General features: G+C 53.1%; 17 protein-coding genes. 11 read left to right on the top strand and 6 right to left on the bottom strand.

Annotated elements, in window-relative coordinates:
* Positions 1-151 precede the first annotated feature (151 nt).
* Genes INP78_RS12115 through INP78_RS12105 form a run of 3 tightly spaced genes read left to right on the top strand, consistent with a single transcriptional unit; the run spans position 152 to position 5,701 of the window.
* Entirely contained in the window at positions 152-1,450 is a 1,299-nt protein-coding gene (locus INP78_RS12115; RefSeq protein ID WP_228522862.1) for a TolC family protein, read from the top strand.
* A gap of 12 nt (positions 1,451-1,462) precedes the next feature.
* Complete coding sequence (locus INP78_RS12110) at positions 1,463-2,608, top strand: efflux RND transporter periplasmic adaptor subunit (protein ID WP_228522861.1); 1,146 nt, start codon at positions 1,463-1,465, stop codon at positions 2,606-2,608.
* A gap of 3 nt (positions 2,609-2,611) precedes the next feature.
* The gene (locus INP78_RS12105) at positions 2,612-5,701 is read left to right on the top strand and encodes an efflux RND transporter permease subunit (RefSeq protein WP_194742455.1); all 3,090 of its coding nucleotides are present in this window, start codon (positions 2,612-2,614) and stop codon (positions 5,699-5,701) included.
* Positions 5,702-6,024: 323 nt separating this feature from the next.
* On the opposite strand, the gene ispH is transcribed toward INP78_RS12105, so the two are convergent.
* Positions 6,025-6,987 (bottom strand): 4-hydroxy-3-methylbut-2-enyl diphosphate reductase, encoded by a 963-nt coding sequence (ispH, locus tag INP78_RS12100; protein WP_194742454.1) that lies wholly within the window; start codon positions 6,985-6,987, stop codon positions 6,025-6,027.
* A 116-nt stretch (positions 6,988-7,103) separates the two neighbouring features.
* Between ispH and purU the strand changes: the two genes are divergently transcribed.
* Positions 7,104-7,958, top strand: a complete 855-nt coding sequence (gene purU, locus INP78_RS12095) for a formyltetrahydrofolate deformylase (RefSeq protein ID WP_194742453.1) — start codon at positions 7,104-7,106, stop codon at positions 7,956-7,958.
* 64 nt (positions 7,959-8,022) lie between these two features.
* Here the strand turns inward: purU and lysA are convergent, their stop codons facing one another.
* Together lysA and INP78_RS12085 are read right to left on the bottom strand one after the other, a co-directional pair.
* The gene (gene lysA / locus INP78_RS12090) at positions 8,023-9,267 is read right to left on the bottom strand and encodes a diaminopimelate decarboxylase (RefSeq protein ID WP_194742452.1); all 1,245 of its coding nucleotides are present in this window, start codon (positions 9,265-9,267) and stop codon (positions 8,023-8,025) included.
* Complete coding sequence (locus tag INP78_RS12085) at positions 9,264-9,383, bottom strand: lipoprotein (RefSeq protein ID WP_228522873.1); 120 nt, start codon at positions 9,381-9,383, stop codon at positions 9,264-9,266. Before INP78_RS12085 ends, lysA begins: the two co-directional genes overlap by 4 nt.
* Positions 9,384-9,565: 182 nt before the next feature.
* On the opposite strand from INP78_RS12085, the gene INP78_RS12080 reads away from it, so the two are divergent.
* Genes INP78_RS12080 through INP78_RS12055 form a run of 6 tightly spaced genes read left to right on the top strand, consistent with a single transcriptional unit; the run spans position 9,566 to position 16,764 of the window.
* Positions 9,566-9,976, top strand: coding sequence for a type IV pilin protein (locus INP78_RS12080; RefSeq protein ID WP_194742450.1), 411 nt, complete (start codon positions 9,566-9,568; stop codon positions 9,974-9,976).
* A gap of 3 nt (positions 9,977-9,979) precedes the next feature.
* Positions 9,980-10,492: a GspH/FimT family pseudopilin gene (locus tag INP78_RS12075; protein WP_194742449.1), complete on the top strand. Its 513-nt coding sequence runs from the start codon at positions 9,980-9,982 to the stop codon at positions 10,490-10,492.
* Positions 10,486-10,890 carry a hypothetical protein gene (locus INP78_RS12070; RefSeq protein WP_194742448.1) on the top strand — a complete coding sequence of 135 codons (405 nt, stop codon included), beginning with the start codon at positions 10,486-10,488 and terminating at the stop codon, positions 10,888-10,890. The genes INP78_RS12075 and INP78_RS12070 overlap by 7 nt, the downstream gene beginning before the upstream one ends.
* A complete protein-coding gene (locus INP78_RS12065) occupies positions 10,887-12,041 on the top strand; it encodes a PilW family protein (RefSeq protein ID WP_194742447.1) in 1,155 nt (384 codons plus the stop codon). The genes INP78_RS12070 and INP78_RS12065 overlap by 4 nt, the downstream gene beginning before the upstream one ends.
* Entirely contained in the window at positions 12,031-12,726 is a 696-nt protein-coding gene (locus tag INP78_RS12060; protein WP_194742446.1) for a pilus assembly PilX N-terminal domain-containing protein, read from the top strand. The genes INP78_RS12065 and INP78_RS12060 overlap by 11 nt, the downstream gene beginning before the upstream one ends.
* Before the next feature lie 12 nt (positions 12,727-12,738).
* Complete coding sequence (locus INP78_RS12055) at positions 12,739-16,764, top strand: pilus assembly protein (RefSeq protein WP_194742445.1); 4,026 nt, start codon at positions 12,739-12,741, stop codon at positions 16,762-16,764.
* Between the two features lie 308 nt (positions 16,765-17,072).
* On the opposite strand, the gene INP78_RS12050 is transcribed toward INP78_RS12055, so the two are convergent.
* The gene (locus INP78_RS12050; protein ID WP_019880917.1) at positions 17,073-17,228 is read right to left on the bottom strand and encodes a hypothetical protein; all 156 of its coding nucleotides are present in this window, start codon (positions 17,226-17,228) and stop codon (positions 17,073-17,075) included.
* Positions 17,229-17,461: 233 nt separating this feature from the next.
* On the opposite strand from INP78_RS12050, the gene INP78_RS12045 reads away from it, so the two are divergent.
* The gene (locus INP78_RS12045) at positions 17,462-17,872 is read left to right on the top strand and encodes a hypothetical protein (protein ID WP_194742444.1); all 411 of its coding nucleotides are present in this window, start codon (positions 17,462-17,464) and stop codon (positions 17,870-17,872) included.
* Positions 17,873-17,876: 4 nt separating this feature from the next.
* On the opposite strand, the gene INP78_RS12040 is transcribed toward INP78_RS12045, so the two are convergent.
* Together INP78_RS12040 and INP78_RS12035 are read right to left on the bottom strand one after the other, a co-directional pair.
* Positions 17,877-18,380 carry a DUF1993 family protein gene (locus INP78_RS12040; protein WP_194742443.1) on the bottom strand — a complete coding sequence of 168 codons (504 nt, stop codon included), beginning with the start codon at positions 18,378-18,380 and terminating at the stop codon, positions 17,877-17,879.
* A 12-nt stretch (positions 18,381-18,392) separates the two neighbouring features.
* Complete coding sequence (locus INP78_RS12035; protein ID WP_194742442.1) at positions 18,393-19,892, bottom strand: YifB family Mg chelatase-like AAA ATPase; 1,500 nt, start codon at positions 19,890-19,892, stop codon at positions 18,393-18,395.
* Positions 19,893-19,937: the final 45 nt, after the last annotated feature.

The raw sequence follows: 19,937 nt of genomic DNA, 5'->3' as shown, positions 1-19,937 counted from the left end.
TAGCTTCTTGTCCATGACGGCAGGCGATTCAATCTTTGATGCGCTGAAAGATTGTCGTAAGCCGTAGTCAGTATTATCATCAAAAAACAACATAATAGAGAACATAGGGAATGATTCAATGTTGAGGCGTCAGCTAGGCTGGGCATGCGTGATGCTTATGACGAGCGTGCAGTGTTTACTGGCTGCCGATGCCGCGCCGGGTGGTATTGCTGATCCCGTTGCATTAAATCAATTGTCTTTACAGCAGGCAGAGCAGCTATTTGCTGGAGGCAACCGTGAATTGCTGGCCGCCAAGCGCGCCGTGGAAGAGGCTGAGGCGGATACTCTCATTGCGGGCCAGCGTCCTAACCCTGTCTTATCGCTGGGGCTCTCCAGCGTCAATGTCAATCGCGGCCAGGGCAATCAAAACCAGAGTGGTGCCAATGGCCTCTGGGACAAAACCTATAACTCCGCTTTGCAGGTTAGCCAGCTTTATGAGCGCGGCAACAAGCGCGAGCTGCGCACGGCGGTCGCCGAGAGTGCGGTCAAGGCTTCAGGGTTTGACTTGAAAGAAACTTACCGCCAGCAGGCACTGGCGATGGCCACCGCCTATTTTGACCTCAAGCTGGCACAGGAAACCCTGTTAATACAGCAGGCCAACGTTGGCTCTTATGACAAGACTTTGCAGGCCGCGCAGTTGCGTCTCAAGGCGGGGGATGTGGCCTCTGCCGATGTTGCACGTATCCGCGTCGATGCCTTGCGTGCCAGCAATGATTTACGGCAGGCGCAAGCCACCTTGCAAAAGGCGCAAGCCATGCTGGCCTATTTGCTGGGTAAAGACCAGGATGCTTCCAAACTGTATGTGACCGACCCTTGGCCTAGCCTGCTGGCCGACCAATTGGCCACGACAGAAAACAGCTGGTTGCCGCAACGCTCAGACGTGCAAGCCGCAGAGGCGCGCATGGAGCAGGCGCAACAGGCGAGAAAACTGGCTGAATCCCTTAAAACCCGTGACCTGACCTGGTCGCTGGCTTACCAACATTTTCCAGGGCAAGAGCCCGGCTCTGCGCCAGATACGGTGGGTGCCTCGGTGAGTATTCCCTTGTTTACCAATTATCAATATGATGGTGAGGCGGCGCGCGCCGAGGTCGGTTATACCAGCGCGATGGAAGCCAAAGAGCAGGTCCGGGCCGCTGCCGTGGCTGAGATGCGACGGGCCAAAGCCGATTTAGAGGCCGCTGTCGATAAAAATCGTCGCTTTGACCAGAGCATCCTCAGTGAAGCACAGCAGGCGGCGGATGCTGCCGAGTTTGCTTACCAGCATGGCGCCATGAGTGTGATGGACCTGCTGGATGCGCGGCGTATTTTACGCGCCTTGCAACTGGAGTCTGTCAGTGTCAAAGCCGACTATGCCAAATCCCTCTCTGCCTGGCTGGCAGCCACCCGCCAGGCGTTCACCCCTCAAGACTAACTGCCTATGACCATGCCCAAACTCAATTCTGACACGACATTGACCGCCGCGGCCAAACGTAGCGTTGCGTTGGCAGTACTGGCCCTGATGATTGCTGGTCAGGCAACTGCCGCAGACAAAAATGCTGGGAATCCCCGTGACGCCAATGAAATCGTGCTCACCGCAGGGTCGCCACAGTTGAACAGTCTGAAAGTGGAGCCTGTGAATGAGATTCCGGTGCCCGTGACTGAACCGTTGAACGGCAAGATTGTGTTTGATGAAAATCGGACGGCACGCATTTTTTCCCCGGTGGCCGGGCGGGCGTTGAGCATTAAGGCCCAGGTTGGGGATGTCGTGAAAACGGGTCAGACTTTGCTGGTGATGGATTCACCCGATGTGGGGGGGGCGGTAGCCGATGTGCGTAAGGCGCAAGCGGACATGCAGTTGAAGCAACAGGCGCTGGAGCGCAGCCGTATGCTGGTAGATCACGGCGTGCTGGCGAAAAAAGAGGTTGAGGTGGCGCAGGCAGATTGGGCCACGTCACGTGCAGAGTCGGAACGGGCCGGTGCGAGATTAAAAAACCTGGGTGTTTCAACAGCAGCCAATGATAATTATGCAGTGCGCTCGCCGATTGCCGGCGTGGTGGTCGATCGTAAAATCAATCCTGGCAGTGAAGTGCGGCCGGATGGGACAGGTCCTTTATTTATTGTCACGGATCCTGGCTCTTTATGGGCCAGTATCGACCTGCCTGAGCGAGAGTTGAGCCGGATTTCACAAGGTCAGAAGCTCAGTGTGCAGGTGGATGCTTATCCTGATGAAGTGTTTAATGGTGAAGTGAAAACCATAGGTGTCATGGTAGACCCAACCACACGTCGTATCCCCGTGCGTTGCACGGTAGATAGTAAAGGCAAACTCAAGCCGGAAATGTATGCCCGTATCACGCCACTGGATAATAGCCAGCACCGCGTGATTCGTTTGCCCAACAGTGCGCTGATTACTGAAGGTTTATACAGCTATGTGTTTGTTGAAGAGCTGCCCTTGCATTTTAAAAAGCGCAAAGTCACGCTGGACTTGCAGCGCCGCGAATACGCCACGGTGAAAGAAGGCTTAAAAGCAGGCGAGCGTGTGGTGGTTGGCGGGGCGATTTTATTGAACTCTGATTTGTCGGTGAGTAAATAGAGCATGCTAAGAGGCTTAATTACTTTCTCGCTGCAACAACGGGTATTTTTACTCATAGGCGCAGTCGTGCTGACCATTTTTGGTTGGGTCGCGGTGCAAAACCTGCCGATTGAAGCGTTCCCGGATGTGGAGGATGTGCACGTCATTATTGTGACGCAGTCACCCGGCATGGCACCCGAAGAGGTAGAGCGCGTCGTCTCGCTACCCATAGAGCATGGCATGAGCGGCGTGCCAGGCCTGGCGCAGATTCGCTCGGTATCGATTACCGGCTTATCGGTGGTGACATTAACCTTTGCCGAGCGCACCGAGGACTATTTTGCCCGGCAGCAAGTGCTGGAGCGTTTGCAAGGCGTGAGCCTGCCCACCGGCCTGCAACCCACCCTCGCGCCGCTGACCACAGCCGTCGGTGAAGTGTATCGCTATCTGGTTGAAGCGCCCAAGGACATGCCGCAACGCGAGGTGCGTGCGATCCAGGACTGGAAAATTATTCCACAGTTGCGCATGGTGCCCGGTGTGGCCGATATCACCAGTTTTGGTGGCACGGTTAAAGAATATCAAATCAAGCTGGACCCGTATCGCCTGAAAAAATTTGACGTTAGCATAGACCAAGTCAACCAGGCGGTAGGCAATAACAGCAGCAACGTCGGCGGCGGCCTGATGCACCGCGGCGATGAGTCGCTGGTGGTGCGCGGCATTGGCCTATTCCATCGCCTGGATGATATTGCGCAGTCGGTGGTGGACACGCGTGATGGCAAACCGATTTTGGTGAGCGATCTTGGCCAGGTGGTGATTGGTGACCGGCCGCGCTCAGGCATCGTGTCGTTCAACCAGCAAGATGACATCATTGAAGGTATTGTATTAATGACCAAAGGTCAAAATGCGGCCAAAGTGATTGAGTCCTTGCGTGCCAAGGTGGAGGTGGTGAATGAATCATTGCCCGCCGGGGTGAAGGTGGTGCCGTTTTATGACCGAACTGGCTTGGTACATCACACCGTGCATACCGTGTCAGAAAACCTGATTGTGGGCGCCTTGCTGGTGGTGACGATTTTGGTAGTGTTTTTGCGTAACTGGCGGGCTGCGCTGATTGTGGCTTCCGTTATCCCACTGTCTTTGCTGTTTGCCTTTATCGTGATGGATCTGCGTGGCGTGTCGGCTAACCTGATTTCACTGGGCGCGGTCGACTTTGGCATTATTATCGACAGCGCGGTGGTGCTGGTCGAGGCACTCATGGTGCGGCTGGCGATGGCGGATGCCAGTAACCCGACCCACAGTGGTCTTGCCTGGCGTATGCAAACCTTGAAAAGTACGGCGATTGATATGGGGCATCCCATCCTGTTCTCCAAGGCCATTATCATCACCGCCTTTCTGCCTATTTTTACCTTTCAGCGGGTGGAAGGTAAAATTTTCTCGCCCATGGCATTCACGCTCAGTTTTGCTTTGCTCGGAGCCATTATCCTCACCTTAACCCTGGTGCCCGCCTTGCTGTCCTACACCATGAGCCGCGAAGACATGGCGGAAAAACACAGCGACTGGATGCATCGCTTGCAAGAAACCTATCGTAATATCCTGCTCAAAAGCAGCCAATCGCGGGCACTGGTGGTGATTGCTTCAGTCGCTATTCTTGGCGTGTCTGTGGTCTCTGCGCCTATGCTGGGGTCTGAGTTTTTGCCCAAGCTGGACGAAGGCAATATCTGGCTCACGGTTGATTTACCGCCTTCTGCCAGTCTCGAGAAAACCAAGGACGTCGAGCGCGAAATCAGGAAAATCCTCAATAGCTACCAGGAGGTGCGGCTAGTGGTGGCGCATGTCGGGCGGCCAGATGACGGCACGGATCCTAAAGGGCCGTATCACATGGAGATTCTGGCTGATCTCAAGCCGCATAGCGAATGGAAGTTTGCTGATAAAGAAGCGCTGATTAAAGATATGTCGCGCCGCATCCATGAGATTCCTGGTGTGCCGACCAACTTCTCCCAAGTGATTCAGGATAGTGTGGAAGAGGCATTGTCTGGCGTGAAAGGGGAAATCGCGGTCAAGATTTTTGGCCCGGACCTGGCGATTCTTGAGCAAAAGGCGGCCGAAGTCGTCGATGCCATGAATACCGTGCAGGGGGCAACCGATGTGGCGGCGGTGCGTATCTCAGGTAATTCAGAGCTGGATATCACGCTCAATCGTAACCAGTTGTCACGTTATGGCTTGATGGTGGGCGACGTGAATACCACTGTACAAACGGCACTGGCCGGTAACCCCGCCAATACGTTTTACGATGGTGACCGCCATTTTGATGTGACCCTGCGCCTGGATAGGCCGTTCAGGGATTCTGTTGACGATATTGACGAGTTACCGATTGCTTTGCCCAATGGTGGCGGCAGTATCCCGTTGAGCGAAGTGGCTGAGGTGACGATCAAGCAAGGGGCTTCGCGCGTCAGCCGCGAGGCGGGCGCACGCATTGTGTCGATCAAGGCCAATATTACAGACAGGGACCAGGGCAGCTTTGTCAAAGAGGCGATGCAAACGGTGAAGGCGCAGGTCAAATTGCCGCCTGGCTATACCATGACCTGGGGCGGCCAGTTTGAAAACCAGCAACGTGCCATGAAGCGCCTGATGGTGATTGTACCGCTATCCGTCTTGCTGATTTTTGTGTTGTTGTTCTGGGCGTTCAAGTCGGTGAAAAATGCCTTGCTGGTGTTGCTGATGATTCCGTTTACGCTGGTGGGCGGTTTGGCAGGTTTGGCTGTGGCGGGCCTGCATTTGTCCGTGTCTGCGGCGGTGGGTTTTATTGCGCTGGCCGGTATTTCGGTGCAAAACGGTGTGATTATGGTTGAGCAGATTAAGAACCTGATGCGTGAAGGCCGCAGTGTGACCGAGTCTGTCATCGACGGCGCCGTGGCGAGATTGCGCCCGATTTTAATGACTGCATTGATGGCGGGCTTGGGCTTGATGCCAGCAGCACTCTCGCATGGCATCGGCTCAGAAACGCAGCGACCGTTTGCTGTGGTGATTGTGGGTGGCTTGATTACCGCCACGCTATTCACGCTATTGCTGCTGCCCTTGTTGTTCCCGCTGTTTTCGGATCTACGTCGGCGTCAGTCGTAATGGCTTGGTTTTAGTTAACCAAAGTGGTGGTTTATTTCAGCCAGCAATCGTAGCTCTTGCGCTGCGCTTTAAATTAAATTAATTAATAATCAATGGGTTGTGATTTTCTGGGAGTTGGCACGTTATATGCATTTAAGGAGATAGTCACTCAGCTTGCAGGTTGGGCGACCTTGCAACCTCCAAAATGTAAGTATGAGCAGCATCTGCATATAACCACAACAATGAGCATTTTTCCCCGATTATCCTTTCCCGAGGATATTGCTTGCCCCAAGCTCTCGAGCTTGGGTTTTTTTTGCCCAGAATGCGGGTTTGAACCAGTTTAATTAACCTTGATTGCGCTTTTCAGCGTTGACCAAATTCTTGGGTAACTGGAAGACGACGTTTTCAACCACGCCTTGCAGTTCCTCCACGTGGGCGGCGCCCATGTTTTGCAAGGCTGTAATCACTTCTTTCACCAGCACTTCAGGCGCAGACGCCCCGGCAGAAATGCCGACTTTGCGTTTGCCTATGAGCCACTCGGCTTGCAAATGGCTGGCGTTATCGACCATATAGGCTTCCACGCCCTGGTTTTTGGCCACTTCACGTAGGCGGTTAGAGTTTGAGCTATTGGGTGAGCCGACAATAATCACCAGGTCACAGTCTTTGGCCATGATTTTGACCGCATCCTGGCGGTTTTGTGTGGCGTAACAAATGTCATCACTTTTAGGCGCTTTAATCGTTGGAAAGCGCACTTTCAAGGCATTGATGACCTGAGTGGCGTCATCCACTGACAGTGTGGTTTGTGTGACATAAGCCAGTTTGTCAGGATCTGCCACTTGTAGTGCGGCCACATCTTCCGGTGTTTCGACCAGATGCATGCCTGCTTCAGACTGGCCCATGGTGCCTTCGACCTCGGGATGGCCTTTGTGGCCAATCATGATGATTTCCAGGCCGTCATTGCGCATCTTGGCGACTTCGATGTGCACCTTGGTGACCAGCGGGCAGGTGGCGTCAAAGGCAGTCAGTCCACGCGACTCTGCCTCTGCGCGCACGGCTTTGGACACGCCATGCGCACTGAAAATGACAATGCTGCCTGCCGGAATTTTTTCCAGTTCATCGACAAAAATGGCGCCTTTGTCACGTAACTGGCCGACGACAAACTTGTTGTGTACCACTTCGTTACGCACATAAATCGGTGCGCCGAATTTCTCGAGCGCTTGCTCAACAATAATGATGGCGCGGTCCACGCCAGCACAAAAGCCGCGTGGATTGGCGAGTACGATATCGGGTGTAGTGTGTGTTTGCATAAATCAATTCCGTGAAGGATGCTGCTGCATTGCGAGGGTGAAAACCAATGTCAACCACAAGGTCTGGCAGGCATCAGGTATAATCTGCATTTTTGTCGCTCGTTGAAGCCCATGTTATGAAAAACACTGCTACTTTGCTGATTACCTGCCCGGATACCAAAGGGATTGTGGCGGCGATTGCGCAATTTTTATATGAGCACAATGCCAATATTTTACACGCAGACCAGCATCAGGATGCGGAAAATAATCTGTTTTTGATGCGCGTGGAATGGGATCTGAGCGATTTCAATGTCGCCGTGGCCGATTTTGAACAGGCGTTTGGCCCAGTCGCGCAACGTTTTGACATGACCTGGCAACTCAAATTGTCTGAGCAGAAAACACGCATGGCGATCATGGTGTCGCAATACGATCACTGTCTGGTTGACTTGTTGCATCGTCATCACAGTGGCGAACTTGCTTGCGATATTCCGCTGATTATCAGTAATCACCGGGACACGGAAAAGCTGGCGCAGTTTTACGGCATCGACTTCCACTACCTGCCCATGACCAAAGACACCAAGGCCGAGGTTGAGGCGCAGCAATTTGCCTTGTTTGACCAATATGGCGTGGATTTAATTGTGCTGGCACGCTATATGCAGATTTTGTCGCCGGACTTTGTCGCGCGGTATCCGCAAAAAATCATCAATATCCACCACTCATTCCTGCCCGCGTTTATTGGTGCACGCCCTTACCACCGTGCGTTTGAGCGCGGCGTGAAGCTGATTGGGGCGACCAGCCACTATGTGACTGAAGTGCTGGATGAAGGCCCGATTATCGAGCAGGACCTGGCACGTATTTCGCACCGCGACCAGGTGGAAGACTTGATTCAGAAGGGCCGCGACCTGGAGCGTGTGGTGCTGTCCAAAGCGGTGCGCTGGCATATCGAGCATCGTATTCTGCTCTATGCGAACAAGACAGTGATTTTTGATTAAACTGTTTCACTCAATAAAAAACCGAAGCTTTGAGGCTTCGGTTTTTTATTGGGCGTAGTGATGCTTAAGGCAGCGTGCGTTCCAGTTTAAACAGGTCGGCAATTTGCTCGCGCTCACGGATCACATGCACCTGGTCGCCATCGACCAGCACTTCTGCCGCACGGGCACGCGTGTTGTAATTGCTGGCCATGCTCATGCCATAGGCGCCAGCAGAATGAATCGCCAGGTAATCGCCTTCCTCAATGGTCAAGGTGCGGTCATGACCTAAAAAGTCACCGCTTTCACACACCGGGCCGACGATTTCATATACTTGTGCTTGAGCCGTGGATGGCGCAATGGTGGTGATGTTGTGGAATGCGTCATACAAAGCCGGGCGCATCAGGTCGTTCATGGCGGCATCGACGATGGCAAAGTTTTTGGATTCGCCAGGCTTCAGGTACTCAACCTTGGTCAGCAACACACCGGCATTACCCACCAGTGCGCGGCCAGGTTCAAACAGTACTTTCACGTTTCTGCCTGCCAGTTTTTGCAGGATAGCGGCGGTATAGGCAGCAAAGTCTGGTGGCGTTTCGTCGCTGTAAGTAATCCCTACGCCGCCGCCCACGTCTATGTGCTGAATATGAATGCCTTTGGCAGCCAATGCGTCCACCAGGCCAAGCACTTTATCCAGCGCATCCAGGAAAGGAGACAGCTCGGTGATTTGTGAGCCGATATGGCAATCCACACCATGCACCACAATGTTGGGTGACTGCGCTGCTTTTTCGTACAAACCCAGCGCATCTTCAAACGCCACGCCAAATTTATTGTTCTTTAGGCCGGTTGAGATGTAAGGGTGGGTTTTGGCGTCCACATTCGGGTTCACGCGCAATGAAACCGGTGCTTGTTTGCCCAGGCTGGCCGCGACTTGCTGGATGCGATCCAGTTCATTGACGGACTCGACGTTAAAGCAAAAAATACCCGCTTCGAGCGCGGCTTTAATTTCAGCATGCGATTTGCCTACGCCCGAGAACACCACTTTTCTCGGGTCACCGCCTGCTGCCAATACACGCGCCAATTCGCCACCAGACACAATGTCAAATCCGGCCCCTAACCTGGCAAACAGGTTCAAAATCGCCAGGCTGGGGTTGGCTTTCACGGCAAAACAAATCAGGTGGTCATGGCCGACCAGGCCAGCCTGAAAGCGCTCAAAGGCCTGAGTTAATGCAGCGCGTGAATAGACGTAAGTGGGTGTTTGATGGGCGTGGGCAATGTCACGCAGGGCTACATTTTCGGCATGTAGCAAACCTTGTTGGGTCAAAAAAGCGGTCACGATGTTGAGTTACTTGGTTGAGGTTGAGGGTATTGGCGTTCAGGAATGTACAAGTCTCCCTTGAGGCCGCAGGCACTCAGTTGGGCCAATAACAGGGCCGCAGCCAGTAATCGCATCCAGCAGGAAGGCATGATTTACAGTCCAATATAAACAAAGACTTATTTTACCACTAAACCTCAGACGGCTTATGGTCGCTGTTTTTGACCGCTTGTCGGCTGATCTCAACCGCTGGTCGGCTAGTGCTGGACATGACAGCCACCTGTTTGCATGATAAGGCCATCTAAAAAGGGATTGGATCATGAAGCGCCCAAATCAATATGGTTTTAGCCTGATAGAAATGATGATAGTGGTGGCGATTATTGGCTTGCTGGCCAGTATTGCCGTGCCAGGGTATCAGGACTATGTCAAAAGTGGTAACGCCGCCGAGGCACCTGCCAATCTGGCTAATTGCCGCGTGCAGGCCGAGCAATTTTTCCAGGATAACTTTACTTATGTGGGATTCGCCTGTGTGCCCAGCGATGCCAAGTCTTTTGATTACAGCATTGATAACCAGTCAGCGACCACTTATACCTTGAAGGCTGCTGGTAGAGCCGCCAATAACATGGGCAACTTTGAGTTTACCGTCAATCAGGATAATGCCAAGACGTCCAAGTTTGATGGCACAGTGGGTGGCACGTGCTGGCTGACTTCGTCTTCAGGGTCTTGCTAAAACATGCGTCAGCAAGGATTTACATTGGTAGAGCTGGTGGTAGCCATGGCGGTATTGATTGCGCTTGCCACTGTTGCGATTCCGGCCTTCCAGACTTCGATTGGGAATGCCCAGATTCGTACCGTCGCGGAGTCTATCCATAGCGGTTTGCAGCAAGCCAGGATGGAGGCGATCAAGCGCAATGCCAGGGTCAAGTTTACCTTGCAAACCAATAGTGCCTGGCAAATTGGCTGTGTCACCGTGGTCACGGGGTGCCCGGCGCTGATTACGCAAAGAAACGCCACCGAAGGGTCGTCTACTAATACAGCCGTGTCTGCAGATAACTATACCGCCGTGTTTAGCAGCTTTGGTACGCGTGACCCGGCAACGGCAGTGGGGCTGACAGTGGTCAATGTGACCAATACGCAAGTCAAGAGTGAGGAGCGCCGCGCGTTGCGTGTGATGTTGGCAGCCGGTGGCAATGTCAAAGTGTGTGATCCGGCCGTTTCGACCGTGGGAGATCCGAGAGCATGTTAGTTTTTTCACGACAAAAACGTTCTGTTGCCATACGCTTGCAGCAAGGCTCGGTGCTGATTGAGTCTATGGTGGCGCTGGTGATTTTTAGCATGGGTGTGCTGGCACTGGTGGGCCTGCAAAGTGCCATGATTAAAAACAGTAGTGACAACCGCTACCGCGCAGAGGCGCAGTTGATTGCACAAACGCATATTGCCAACATGATGGCCTATGGTGGCGATGCCGCAAATTACATTACACAGGTCGACAGGGACAAAATTAGTACCCAGTTGCCTAATGGTACGTTAACGTTCTCAGCGCTGACCAACACCATGGTGACAGTCACCGTTGGCTGGCAGGTGCCTGGTGGTAGCCGTCACCAGGTGAATGCGTCCAGTTATTTGTTTGATGTGATGCCATGATGCGGCCTTCAGCGATGTTCTCACGTCAACACCCTGGGCGCGCAGAGGCTGGCCTGAGTCTGGTTGAATTGCTGGTCGGGCTGGCGATTGGTCTGGTGGCAACGTTGGCTATCAGCAATTTGTTTAGTGGCTTTGAGGCGCGAAAACGCATGATTGCCGGCGGTTCAGATGCGCAGTCAAGCGGCGTGCTGGCCATGTATTACATACAGCGCGATGCGCAGAATGCGGGCTACGGCCTGCCTTTGTATAACAGTAGTGACCCATCTCCTTTGTTGTGCCCGATCAACACCTCGATTAACCAGGGTGGCGTGGTAATCAACCTGTCGCCAGTGGTGATCGTGGATGGTGGTGCTGGTAACGACATCGTACGTATCCGCTATGGCAATCCTGCTAGTGGCGGTGCATCCTTGCGCGCCACGGGGACCATGACAGCACCAACGTTGGATGGACGCCTGATTGGTTGCCAGGAGAATGATGTGGTGCTGTTTCATCAAACACCGACTAATCCGAATTGCAGCCTTGGCCGCCTGCAAAAAGTTAATTCTGATCGCACCATAAATACCTTGTCTGAAATTAATACACCGCCCACGGCCAGCCCGGTGAGCATTTTGAATGGTGCCGACTGGGTGCGCTTTTCTTGTTTGGGCGCATGGAATCAGTATGAATATACGGTGAATGCCACCATGGAACTGACGCGCACCGGAGGCACATCCGGCACCACGCCATTTCCAAATAGCGCGGCGGTACCCGTGGCCAGTGATATTGTGGCCTTGCAGGCGCAATACGGGATCACCGAGACCATAGACCCCACGGCGACCACCGCCACCGCTGCCGCTTATTTGAACCGGGTTGATCGCTGGGTTGATGCCACGGGTGATTTTGGGCCGACCATGGCGCTCATGGACCGTAACCGTATCCGCGCAATCCGCATCGCAGTGATCGCCAGGGACGGCAATCTGCAAAGAAACACTGTGAGCCAGGCATGTAATGGTGCCGCAGCAGGCGTGAGCAGAGTGTGCATCTGGCAGGCAGATGCCAATCCTGCCAGTGTTGACTTAAGTGGCGTGCCTAACTGGCAACGCTACCGCTACCGTAGCTTTGAAGCCACTATCCCGCTCAGAAACATTATTTGGAACCGCGATGCGCTATAGCCTTTTATCGTCCAGGGTGGCACGCAGGCCTTTGGTTCGCCAAAGCGGTATCGTGCTGTTTTTTGCCTTGCTGGCACTTGCCGTGATGTCGATTGCGGCGGTGGCCCTGATACGCAGTGTGGATACCAATGCCTTGCTGTCCGGCAATATGGTGTTCCGCCAGTCTGCCACGACGGCCTCAAATGTGGCATTGGAAGGCATTGCGCAGAGCATTGCTAAAAACGTATCGCTGTCGGTGAGTACTGCGCACCATCCTGGCTTGGGGTATTACGCCAATTGCAGCCAGTTTGATACCCAACCCGATGCGCTGGTGTGTGATGGCAATCAGTTAACGACGATGGCGTGGAGTGACGGCAATAGCAGCCTCGCCCCCAGCCAGACCGATGGTAATGATGAAATCCGTAACGGTGTAGACCGCCAGGGGAATGAAATCCGTTATGTCGTAGAGCGCATGTGTAATTACAGCGATGCGGAAATTGCTGATGGTGCGGCGTTAAGTGATGCTTCCCGTTGCATGATGGCCAGTTCACCCAGCAATGGCGAGAACTGCTCTCATAATATTTCGAATATTGAGCTCTTCAAGCGCTGTATCGCCAGTTCGGATTCACCGCTATACCGGGTCACCCTGCGCATCGCCGGACCCAAAAATACCGTCACTTTTTTGCAAACGTTTATCTCCAACTAAATGGGTGGAACGATGAAAAGCCAACATTGGATCAAAAAACTTTTCTGGCTGGGCATATTGCTGCCAGGGCTTGTGCAAGCTGAATTTCTGGATCTGGCGACCATGCCGTTGCAAACCTCTGGCAGTTCGGATGTGAAACCAAATCTCATGTTTGTGCTGGATAACTCGGGCAGTATGGGCTGGGATTATGCGCCTGACTGGTCAAACTCGTCTTCACCATGGTTGTTTGAGAATGCGGATTACAACACGCAGTACTACAATCCAGAGGTGCAATATAGCCCGCCGTTGACCTATCTGGGCGCCAGCATGGCCGATCAGACCAATTATGCGGCGGTGCCAAATGAGGTCAATGATGTGGGCGGTGGCAAAAACGGGACCACTGATATCCGCTCCCTCGCTAATTACTATGCATTTATTCCTGGCGAGTTTTGCTCTACCCCTAGCCTGACCAGTTGCGTGATTGCAAAAGAGGCGACGGGAGTCTATGTCTATCCGTCTAATATCCGCTGGTGTAACACCAGCACGGCCGCGACCAGACGCAGTCTGACCGGCTCCATGTATTGCCAGAAGATTCGCAATGCCAGCAGCACCGTGAATGACGGCAATACTTATACCAATTTGCGCCGGCCTATCTCCACTTATACGCTGACGCTGAACAAGACCAGCAACAATGCGTCCATACAAAGCATCAAAATCAATAATATTGAGCTGTTATCCACGACCGTCTCGGTCAACAATTCATACAACAGCAGCCAGTTTGCCAGTGAAGTGCGTTCTAATATGTGCCGAACCAGTCTGTCTGGCAATTGCAATCTGAGCGGCAATACGGTCAATATCAGCGGCAATGTACTGACGATTATTACGCCCGCCGGTGAACCAGTGAATACCGCCGCCCCGATTCAGGTCACCATGACAGGCGGCAACTTCACTGCTCAACTGACGACCAACACCACGACCGACATCCCCGGCAGCATGGTTTACGTCAAGATTTCCAATAATGTTGCCTACACCGCGCCTGGAAAAACGGCCAAAGGACTGGACAGGCTGGATTGTGCAGGTACGACTTGTACGCTTACCGAGGAAATGACCAATTTTGCTAACTGGTGGGCGTATTACCGTACAAGGATGCAATCGATGAAAACGGCAGCCAGCCAGGCATTCAAGGCGCTGGATTCCCGTTATCGCGTGGGCTTGGTGACCATTAATAGTCCGAGTTCCAATTATCTGGCACTGGCACCGTTTAACACTAGCCAGAAGCAATCCTGGTACCAGAAACTGTTTGCGGTGTCTGCTAGTGGCGGCACCCCGTTGCGTACGGCGCTATCCAGCGTAGGGCGGCATTTTGCTGGTAAAAAAACATTAGGCAATGATGACCCGATGCAATATGCCTGTCAGTCTAATTTCACCTTGCTGACCACGGATGGTTACTGGAACGACAGTAGCAACCCAACCCGTATCAATAGTACAGCCATCGGTGACCAGGACGGTAGCAGTCCACGGCCACAGTTCGACAGTAGCGCCAAGTCCAACACGCTGGCGGATACGGCCAAGTATTTTTACGATACGGATATACGGGATAATACGTTCTCGAATTGTACTGGGGGCTTAGGCTCTTCTGTGTGTGGTACAACCAATGATTATCCAAAACAGAATATGGTAACCATGACCTTGGGCCTGGGCATTGACGGCACATTGGTTTACACCGAGGACTACAAAACGCGGACCTCCGGCGATTTCAAGGATATTTCTTCCAATGCAAAAAACTGGCCGGACCCAACCCTCAATGAGGATGGCACCCGTATTGATGACTTGTGGCATGCGGCGGTAAACGCAGGCGGCACCTATTACAGTGCCAGCAATCCCAAGCTGTTACGTGAGTCGTTGGCAAAAGGCCTGTCAGAGATCAAATCTATCCAGGGCGCCAGTGCCGCCGCTGCCGCCAGTAGCCTGGCACCGACCAATGGGGATAACTTCCAGTATGTGGCCAGTTACCAGTCCGTGAAGTGGACAGGCAATCTGGAGGCACGCACGGTCAACACGACCTCTTTGCAAACCTCAGAAAGCGCCGTGTGGTGCGTTGAGAATGTGGCCGCAGAAACATGTACCTCACCTGCAACGGCGGCTAGCCAGGATGGCAGACTTTACTGCAAAACGACGAACTCCGACCAGACTGCGTGTGGCAGTGCTGGCGGGGCGTTAGGCGCAGACATTGGCATGAGTGAGCCAGCCTCCTGCTATGTGCCGATTGCAAGCAGTTGTATCGGCAAATTGCAGAATCAGCTGGGTGCAAACCGCCAAATTTTCTTTAATGGCAATAATGCCATGGTGTTGTTTACCGCAGATAACCTGCCTGTGCAGTATCGCACTACGCTCGAAAATGGCTATAAAGCGCTGAGCCAGATGCAGGGCTTGCCAGCGAGCGATGTCAGGATGACCGATCCAGACAAGGTCGGCAAACTGGTTGATTACCTCAGAGGCAATAAAACCTATGAAGACAGAGGCCTGAATGCCACCGCTGAGAACCGCCTCTTCCGCGAGCGCTTGGCCACGCTGGGAGATATTTCACAGTCACGTCCGGCCTATTTCAAGGCTTCTAATGTGGATTATCTGGATGCCGGGTATAAAGCCTATAAGGCATTAAGAAAAGCCTTGCCGAATGGCGTGGTCTATGTGGGCGCCAATGATGGTATGTTGCACGCTTTTAACGCCGAGAACGGCAATGAGTTGTGGGCATTTATTCCCACCCCGGTGATTGCCAACCTGGCCAATCTGGCCGATAAGGAGTATGGCGCCAATTACCATACCAATTATGTCAATGGCAGTCCGGTGGTCACTGATGTTTGTGTCTCTGGTTGCAGTGGCGAGAGCGCTGTGTGGCGCACCATCCTGGTTTCCGGTTTAAATGGCGGCGGCCGTGGCTATTTTGCCATTGATGTGACGAACCCCGGTCGCCCCGTGTTGCTGTGGGAGTTTTATGCACAGAGCACCGGCGAGAATAGTAATCTGGGTTATACCTTTGGTAACCCGCTGGTGACTAAAATGCAGGATGGCCGCTGGGTAGTGCTGGTGACTTCGGGCTATAACAATGGCACCAATGCGCGTAAATTGAATGACGGTACATTGGTCGCTAACACGCCAACCGGGAATGGCGGCGGTTACCTGTATGTGCTCGATGCCAATACCGGCAGTCTGTTAAAAACACTTTCTACCGGTGAGGGCAGTGCTGGCGATCCTAGTGGCCTGTCCAGAATCTCGGCCTATGCTGACCAGATGTTTGAAAATAATATGGCCTTGAATGTGTATGGTGGTGATTTAAATGGCAACATCTGGCGCTTTAACATCAACACCAATGCGGTGACTAAAATTGCGACCTTGCGTGATGGCGGTGGTAATGTGCAAAAAATCACTACCCAACCAGAATTGGGTAAGGTCGACAATAACAAGGTGGTCATGGTGGGGACAGGGAAGTTTCTCGAACCGGCTGATTTGACAAACACCCCACAGAACTCTGCATATACGTTTAAAGATAACGGGCAAACCACGGCGATCGGGCGTGCGCAACTGACGACGCAATCACTCAGTGGTGATCGTGTCGTGACTTCCAGCGGGACGGTCAACTTTGACACCGGCTATGGCTGGGTGCTGGATTTCCCTGCGGGCGAGCGCGTTAACCTGGACCCCTTGTTGTTAAATGGTGCTTTGCTGATGCCCACCATGGTGCCTAGCAGTGAGGCCTGCAACGGGGCAGGCTATGGCTGGTTTAACTTCTTTAACTATAAAAAAGGCGGCTCTTTGCTGACCAGTGGCATCGTTTCCGAGCGCATGACGACCCCGGCAGTGGGCTTCAATATCGTTTATGACGGTAATGGCGTGCCACATGTGGTGGTGACGGGCAGTAATGACCCAACACCGCAGCAGCTGAGTCTGGACGACCAGGTGTTTGGCCTCTCGGCGACGAGCAGGTCGACTGAGATTTTTAAACAGAAGACCAATGGCAGCTATGGCACCAAGCAAAGCTGGCATGAGCTCATACAGTAAGCGTGACAGCATTAAAAAAGCCCCGGCAGGGGCTTTTTTAATTTGAGCGAGTTATTTAACCTTGATGGCGAATAGGTACAAAATCACACAAATCGCTACAACAACGCCAATCAGAGTATAGATGCCTACCGCGCCTAAAAACATGGTTGCCTCCTGTGATGGTGATGGTCGAAGGTTTATTTTAGGCAAACACTGAGTCAGTGTCTAGGCGTGGTCGAGACGCATGGCCTGAGGGTAGCGTGGCAGAGGTGCTGCGTGAATTTGGTACGAATTAGCCGCGGCTGGTTGCCGGGCAACAGCGCTGGGCGTTATACCACTTCCAGGGAGAGTTCTGCAGGTTTGTAAATCGCTTGAATATTATTGTCAGCCACAATGTCTTCCGCCAGGTACATAATGTCCTGTGCAGTCATCAGCTCAGGCATGCTGGCGGTGTAGGTCAGTGGCTCATCTTGCCATTCGCTCATGATTTTTCCTTTATTAGCTGGTATGTATAACTGTATTAACGTCATGCTTGCTCCATTCTTAAGTCGGGCATCCTGATTTATGGCGGTCATTCATGTTGCCATTGATTAAAACTATGTTAACCAGTCTGTGTGACGCTTTCGTGAAGTGCATGCATTGTTTAGATGACAATCTCCTTGCTATCTATCTGCCATGAAATGGCGCACAATCAATGCCATTGGAGCGAGGGTTGGTTATGAAAACTGCGAGAGTATTGGTTGTGCTGGTGATTGGTGTGCTGGGTTATGCGGGGTTTTGGTACTGGCAATCTCTGACCGAGGTTGAGCCAACTCAGCAGCAGAGTGATGTCGCGCAGGCGATTAATCAGTGTGATCTGATTGCCAGCAAAGCCGCAGCGGGTCTCCCTGAAGCATTGCCGTTTCAAAAACTGGAAAAAGCAGCACGGCAGTCACGCGTACTGGATCGCTGCATGCAAGATCGCGGCTATGCGCAGAATCCAGCCTGGGTGACTGAGGCCAATCAGCAAGCGCAGCGTATCGCCCACGAGCAAGGGGTTTCCGAGGCTGAGGCATATGAAACGCTGCGGCGCCAGGCCATGTTAAAGGCGCAGCCAAACGTCGTTGGCTATTGGCGCAAACCTGCCTGAGTGATTAGCGTTTTTGGCCGAGGTAGTCGGTTTTACCAAGCGGCACGCCCAGGTGACGCAAGATGTTATAGGCCGTGGTGGTGTGAAAATACACGTTGGGCATCACCCATTTCTCCAGGTAGTCCAGTCCGGTAAACGTCAGGTCGACCTTGCGGATGGTCAACACGACTTCTTTACTGGCCGCGCCTTCCAACTGTTCTGGTTTGATTTGCGCCAGAAAATCTACGGTTTTATCAATTCTGGCATACAGCATCTCAAAGCTGGTTTCATCATCGGCATATTGCGGAATCTCTAATCGGGCCAGTCTTGCCCCCGCGCCTTTACTCATGTCGCTGACCAGTTGTACTTGTTTGGTCAGTGGGTACATATCGACAGCCAGGCGACTGTTCAGCAGTACTTCCGGCGCCACTTTTTTCTGTTCAGCATACAGCTCGCCTTGTTGCAGGATGTGTTTCAGGTTTTGTAAGGTGCGCAACAATGGCGCGATACTGACGTCGTATAAATGCATGGCGTAACTCCTCTAATAGTCATAACGCCGATATTGTAACGCTTCTGCAATGTGGGCATCGCTGATGTGTTCTGAGCCTGCCAGATCGGCGATGGTTCTGCCAACCTTGAGAATGCGATGATAACTGCGGGCAGACAGGGAAAATTTTTGCATGGCGCTTTGTAGTAGCTGGCTGGCTTGTTCGCCGAGTTGGCAAACCGCTGAAAGCTCCAGTGGTCCGAGTGTGGCATTGGGTTTTTGCTGGCGTTGCATTTGCCGCTGCCTTGCCAGCATCACGCGGGCGCGCATGCTGCTACTGTTTTCACCGGGATGATGCTGGCTCAACTCCTCAGGTTTCAGTGCGGGCACATCAATATTCATGTCAATGCGGTCTAAAAGCGGCCCGGAAAGTTTGTTTTTGTAACGTAAAATTTGCTCAGGCGTACAGCGACAGCGTTGGTTGTAATGGCCAAAATAGCCGCAAGGGCAGGGATTCATGGCGGCAATCAATTGAAATTGTGCTGGAAAAGTCGCCTGCCTGGCGGCACGCGAAATCGTAATGTGGCCGTTCTCCAGCGGCTCACGCAATACCTCCAGCACCTTGCGGTCAAATTCCGGTAGCTCGTCCAGAAACAGCACGCCATGATGCGCGAGGCTGATTTCACCGGGGCGGGGCACGCTGCCGCCGCCAACTAAGGCGACGGCCGAGGCGGTATGGTGTGGTGCGCGCGAGGGGCGTTTTTTCCAGTCTGCTACCGGAAATTGTCCGGACAGTGACAAGATGGCCGCGCTTTCCAGCGCTTCCTGCGTCGTCATCTCGGGCAAAATGCTGACGAAGCGATGCGCCAACATGCTCTTGCCTGTGCCGGGTGGCCCGCTCATGAGCAAACTATGCTGGCCTGCTGCCGCAATTTCCAGTGCGCGCTTGGCACGTAGCTGCCCTCTGACCTCATTGTAGTCTGGTTGCTCGCGTTGCGGGGTGGCTGAGACTGCCGGATGCTGGGGTAGGGATTGCTTGCCTGACAGGTGGGCGCACACCTCGAGCAAGCTGTTCGCTGCGAAAATGGTGCAGCCTTCTACTAAACTGGCTTCGTATGCACTCTCTTGGGGCAGAATGGCTGCTCTGGCGTTGGATGTATCCTGAAGCAGTTGATAAGTCATGGCTAATGCGCCACGAATCGGCCGCAGTTCACCTGTCAGCGCCAACTCGCCAGCAATCACATAGTTGGCAAGATGTTGCCGCGGTAATTGTCCGGAAGCGGCCAGTATGCCCAGTGCAATGGGCAAATCATAGCGGCCGCCTTCCTTGGGTAAGTCGGCAGGCGCCAGGTTGACCGTAATGCGGCGTGCAGGAAACTCAAATTGTGCGGTTTGTATCGCCGCACGCACACGATCCTTGCTCTCTTTCACTTCTGTTTCAGGCAGTCCGACGATGGTGAAGCTAGGCAAACCATTGGCCAGATGCACTTCTACCACCACCTCTGGCGCGTCCATGCCGCTCAATGCACGACTGTATAGCACCGCCAGACTCATGTCGCATCCTTGAAATATCAGAATGCTAACAATTGTAAATTAATT

This window comes from Methylophilus sp. 14 (genome assembly GCF_015354345.1).
Lineage (GTDB): Bacteria > Pseudomonadota > Gammaproteobacteria > Burkholderiales > Methylophilaceae > Methylophilus.
This window is presented reverse-complemented; position numbering and strand designations above follow the sequence as displayed.

Bases quoted from the DNA above. Each gene is read 5' to 3' on its own strand.
- INP78_RS12115 (WP_228522862.1), top strand. From the start codon at position 152: ATGCTTATGACGAGCGTGCAGTGTTTACTGGCTGCCGATGCCGCGCCG.
- INP78_RS12110 (WP_228522861.1), top strand. From the start codon at position 1,463: ATGCCCAAACTCAATTCTGACACGACATTGACCGCCGCGGCCAAACGT.
- INP78_RS12105 (WP_194742455.1), top strand. From the start codon at position 2,612: ATGCTAAGAGGCTTAATTACTTTCTCGCTGCAACAACGGGTATTTTTA.
- ispH (WP_194742454.1), bottom strand. From the start codon at position 6,987: ATGCAAACACACACTACACCCGATATCGTACTCGCCAATCCACGCGGC.
- purU (WP_194742453.1), top strand. From the start codon at position 7,104: ATGAAAAACACTGCTACTTTGCTGATTACCTGCCCGGATACCAAAGGG.
- INP78_RS12085 (WP_228522873.1), bottom strand. From the start codon at position 9,383: ATGCGATTACTGGCTGCGGCCCTGTTATTGGCCCAACTGAGTGCCTGC.
- INP78_RS12080 (WP_194742450.1), top strand. From the start codon at position 9,566: ATGAAGCGCCCAAATCAATATGGTTTTAGCCTGATAGAAATGATGATA.
- INP78_RS12075 (WP_194742449.1), top strand. From the start codon at position 9,980: ATGCGTCAGCAAGGATTTACATTGGTAGAGCTGGTGGTAGCCATGGCG.
- INP78_RS12070 (WP_194742448.1), top strand. From the start codon at position 10,486: ATGTTAGTTTTTTCACGACAAAAACGTTCTGTTGCCATACGCTTGCAG.
- INP78_RS12065 (WP_194742447.1), top strand. From the start codon at position 10,887: ATGATGCGGCCTTCAGCGATGTTCTCACGTCAACACCCTGGGCGCGCA.
- INP78_RS12060 (WP_194742446.1), top strand. From the start codon at position 12,031: ATGCGCTATAGCCTTTTATCGTCCAGGGTGGCACGCAGGCCTTTGGTT.
- INP78_RS12055 (WP_194742445.1), top strand. From the start codon at position 12,739: ATGAAAAGCCAACATTGGATCAAAAAACTTTTCTGGCTGGGCATATTG.
- INP78_RS12050 (WP_019880917.1), bottom strand. From the start codon at position 17,228: ATGAGCGAATGGCAAGATGAGCCACTGACCTACACCGCCAGCATGCCT.
- INP78_RS12045 (WP_194742444.1), top strand. From the start codon at position 17,462: ATGAAAACTGCGAGAGTATTGGTTGTGCTGGTGATTGGTGTGCTGGGT.
- INP78_RS12040 (WP_194742443.1), bottom strand. From the start codon at position 18,380: ATGCATTTATACGACGTCAGTATCGCGCCATTGTTGCGCACCTTACAA.
- INP78_RS12035 (WP_194742442.1), bottom strand. From the start codon at position 19,892: ATGAGTCTGGCGGTGCTATACAGTCGTGCATTGAGCGGCATGGACGCG.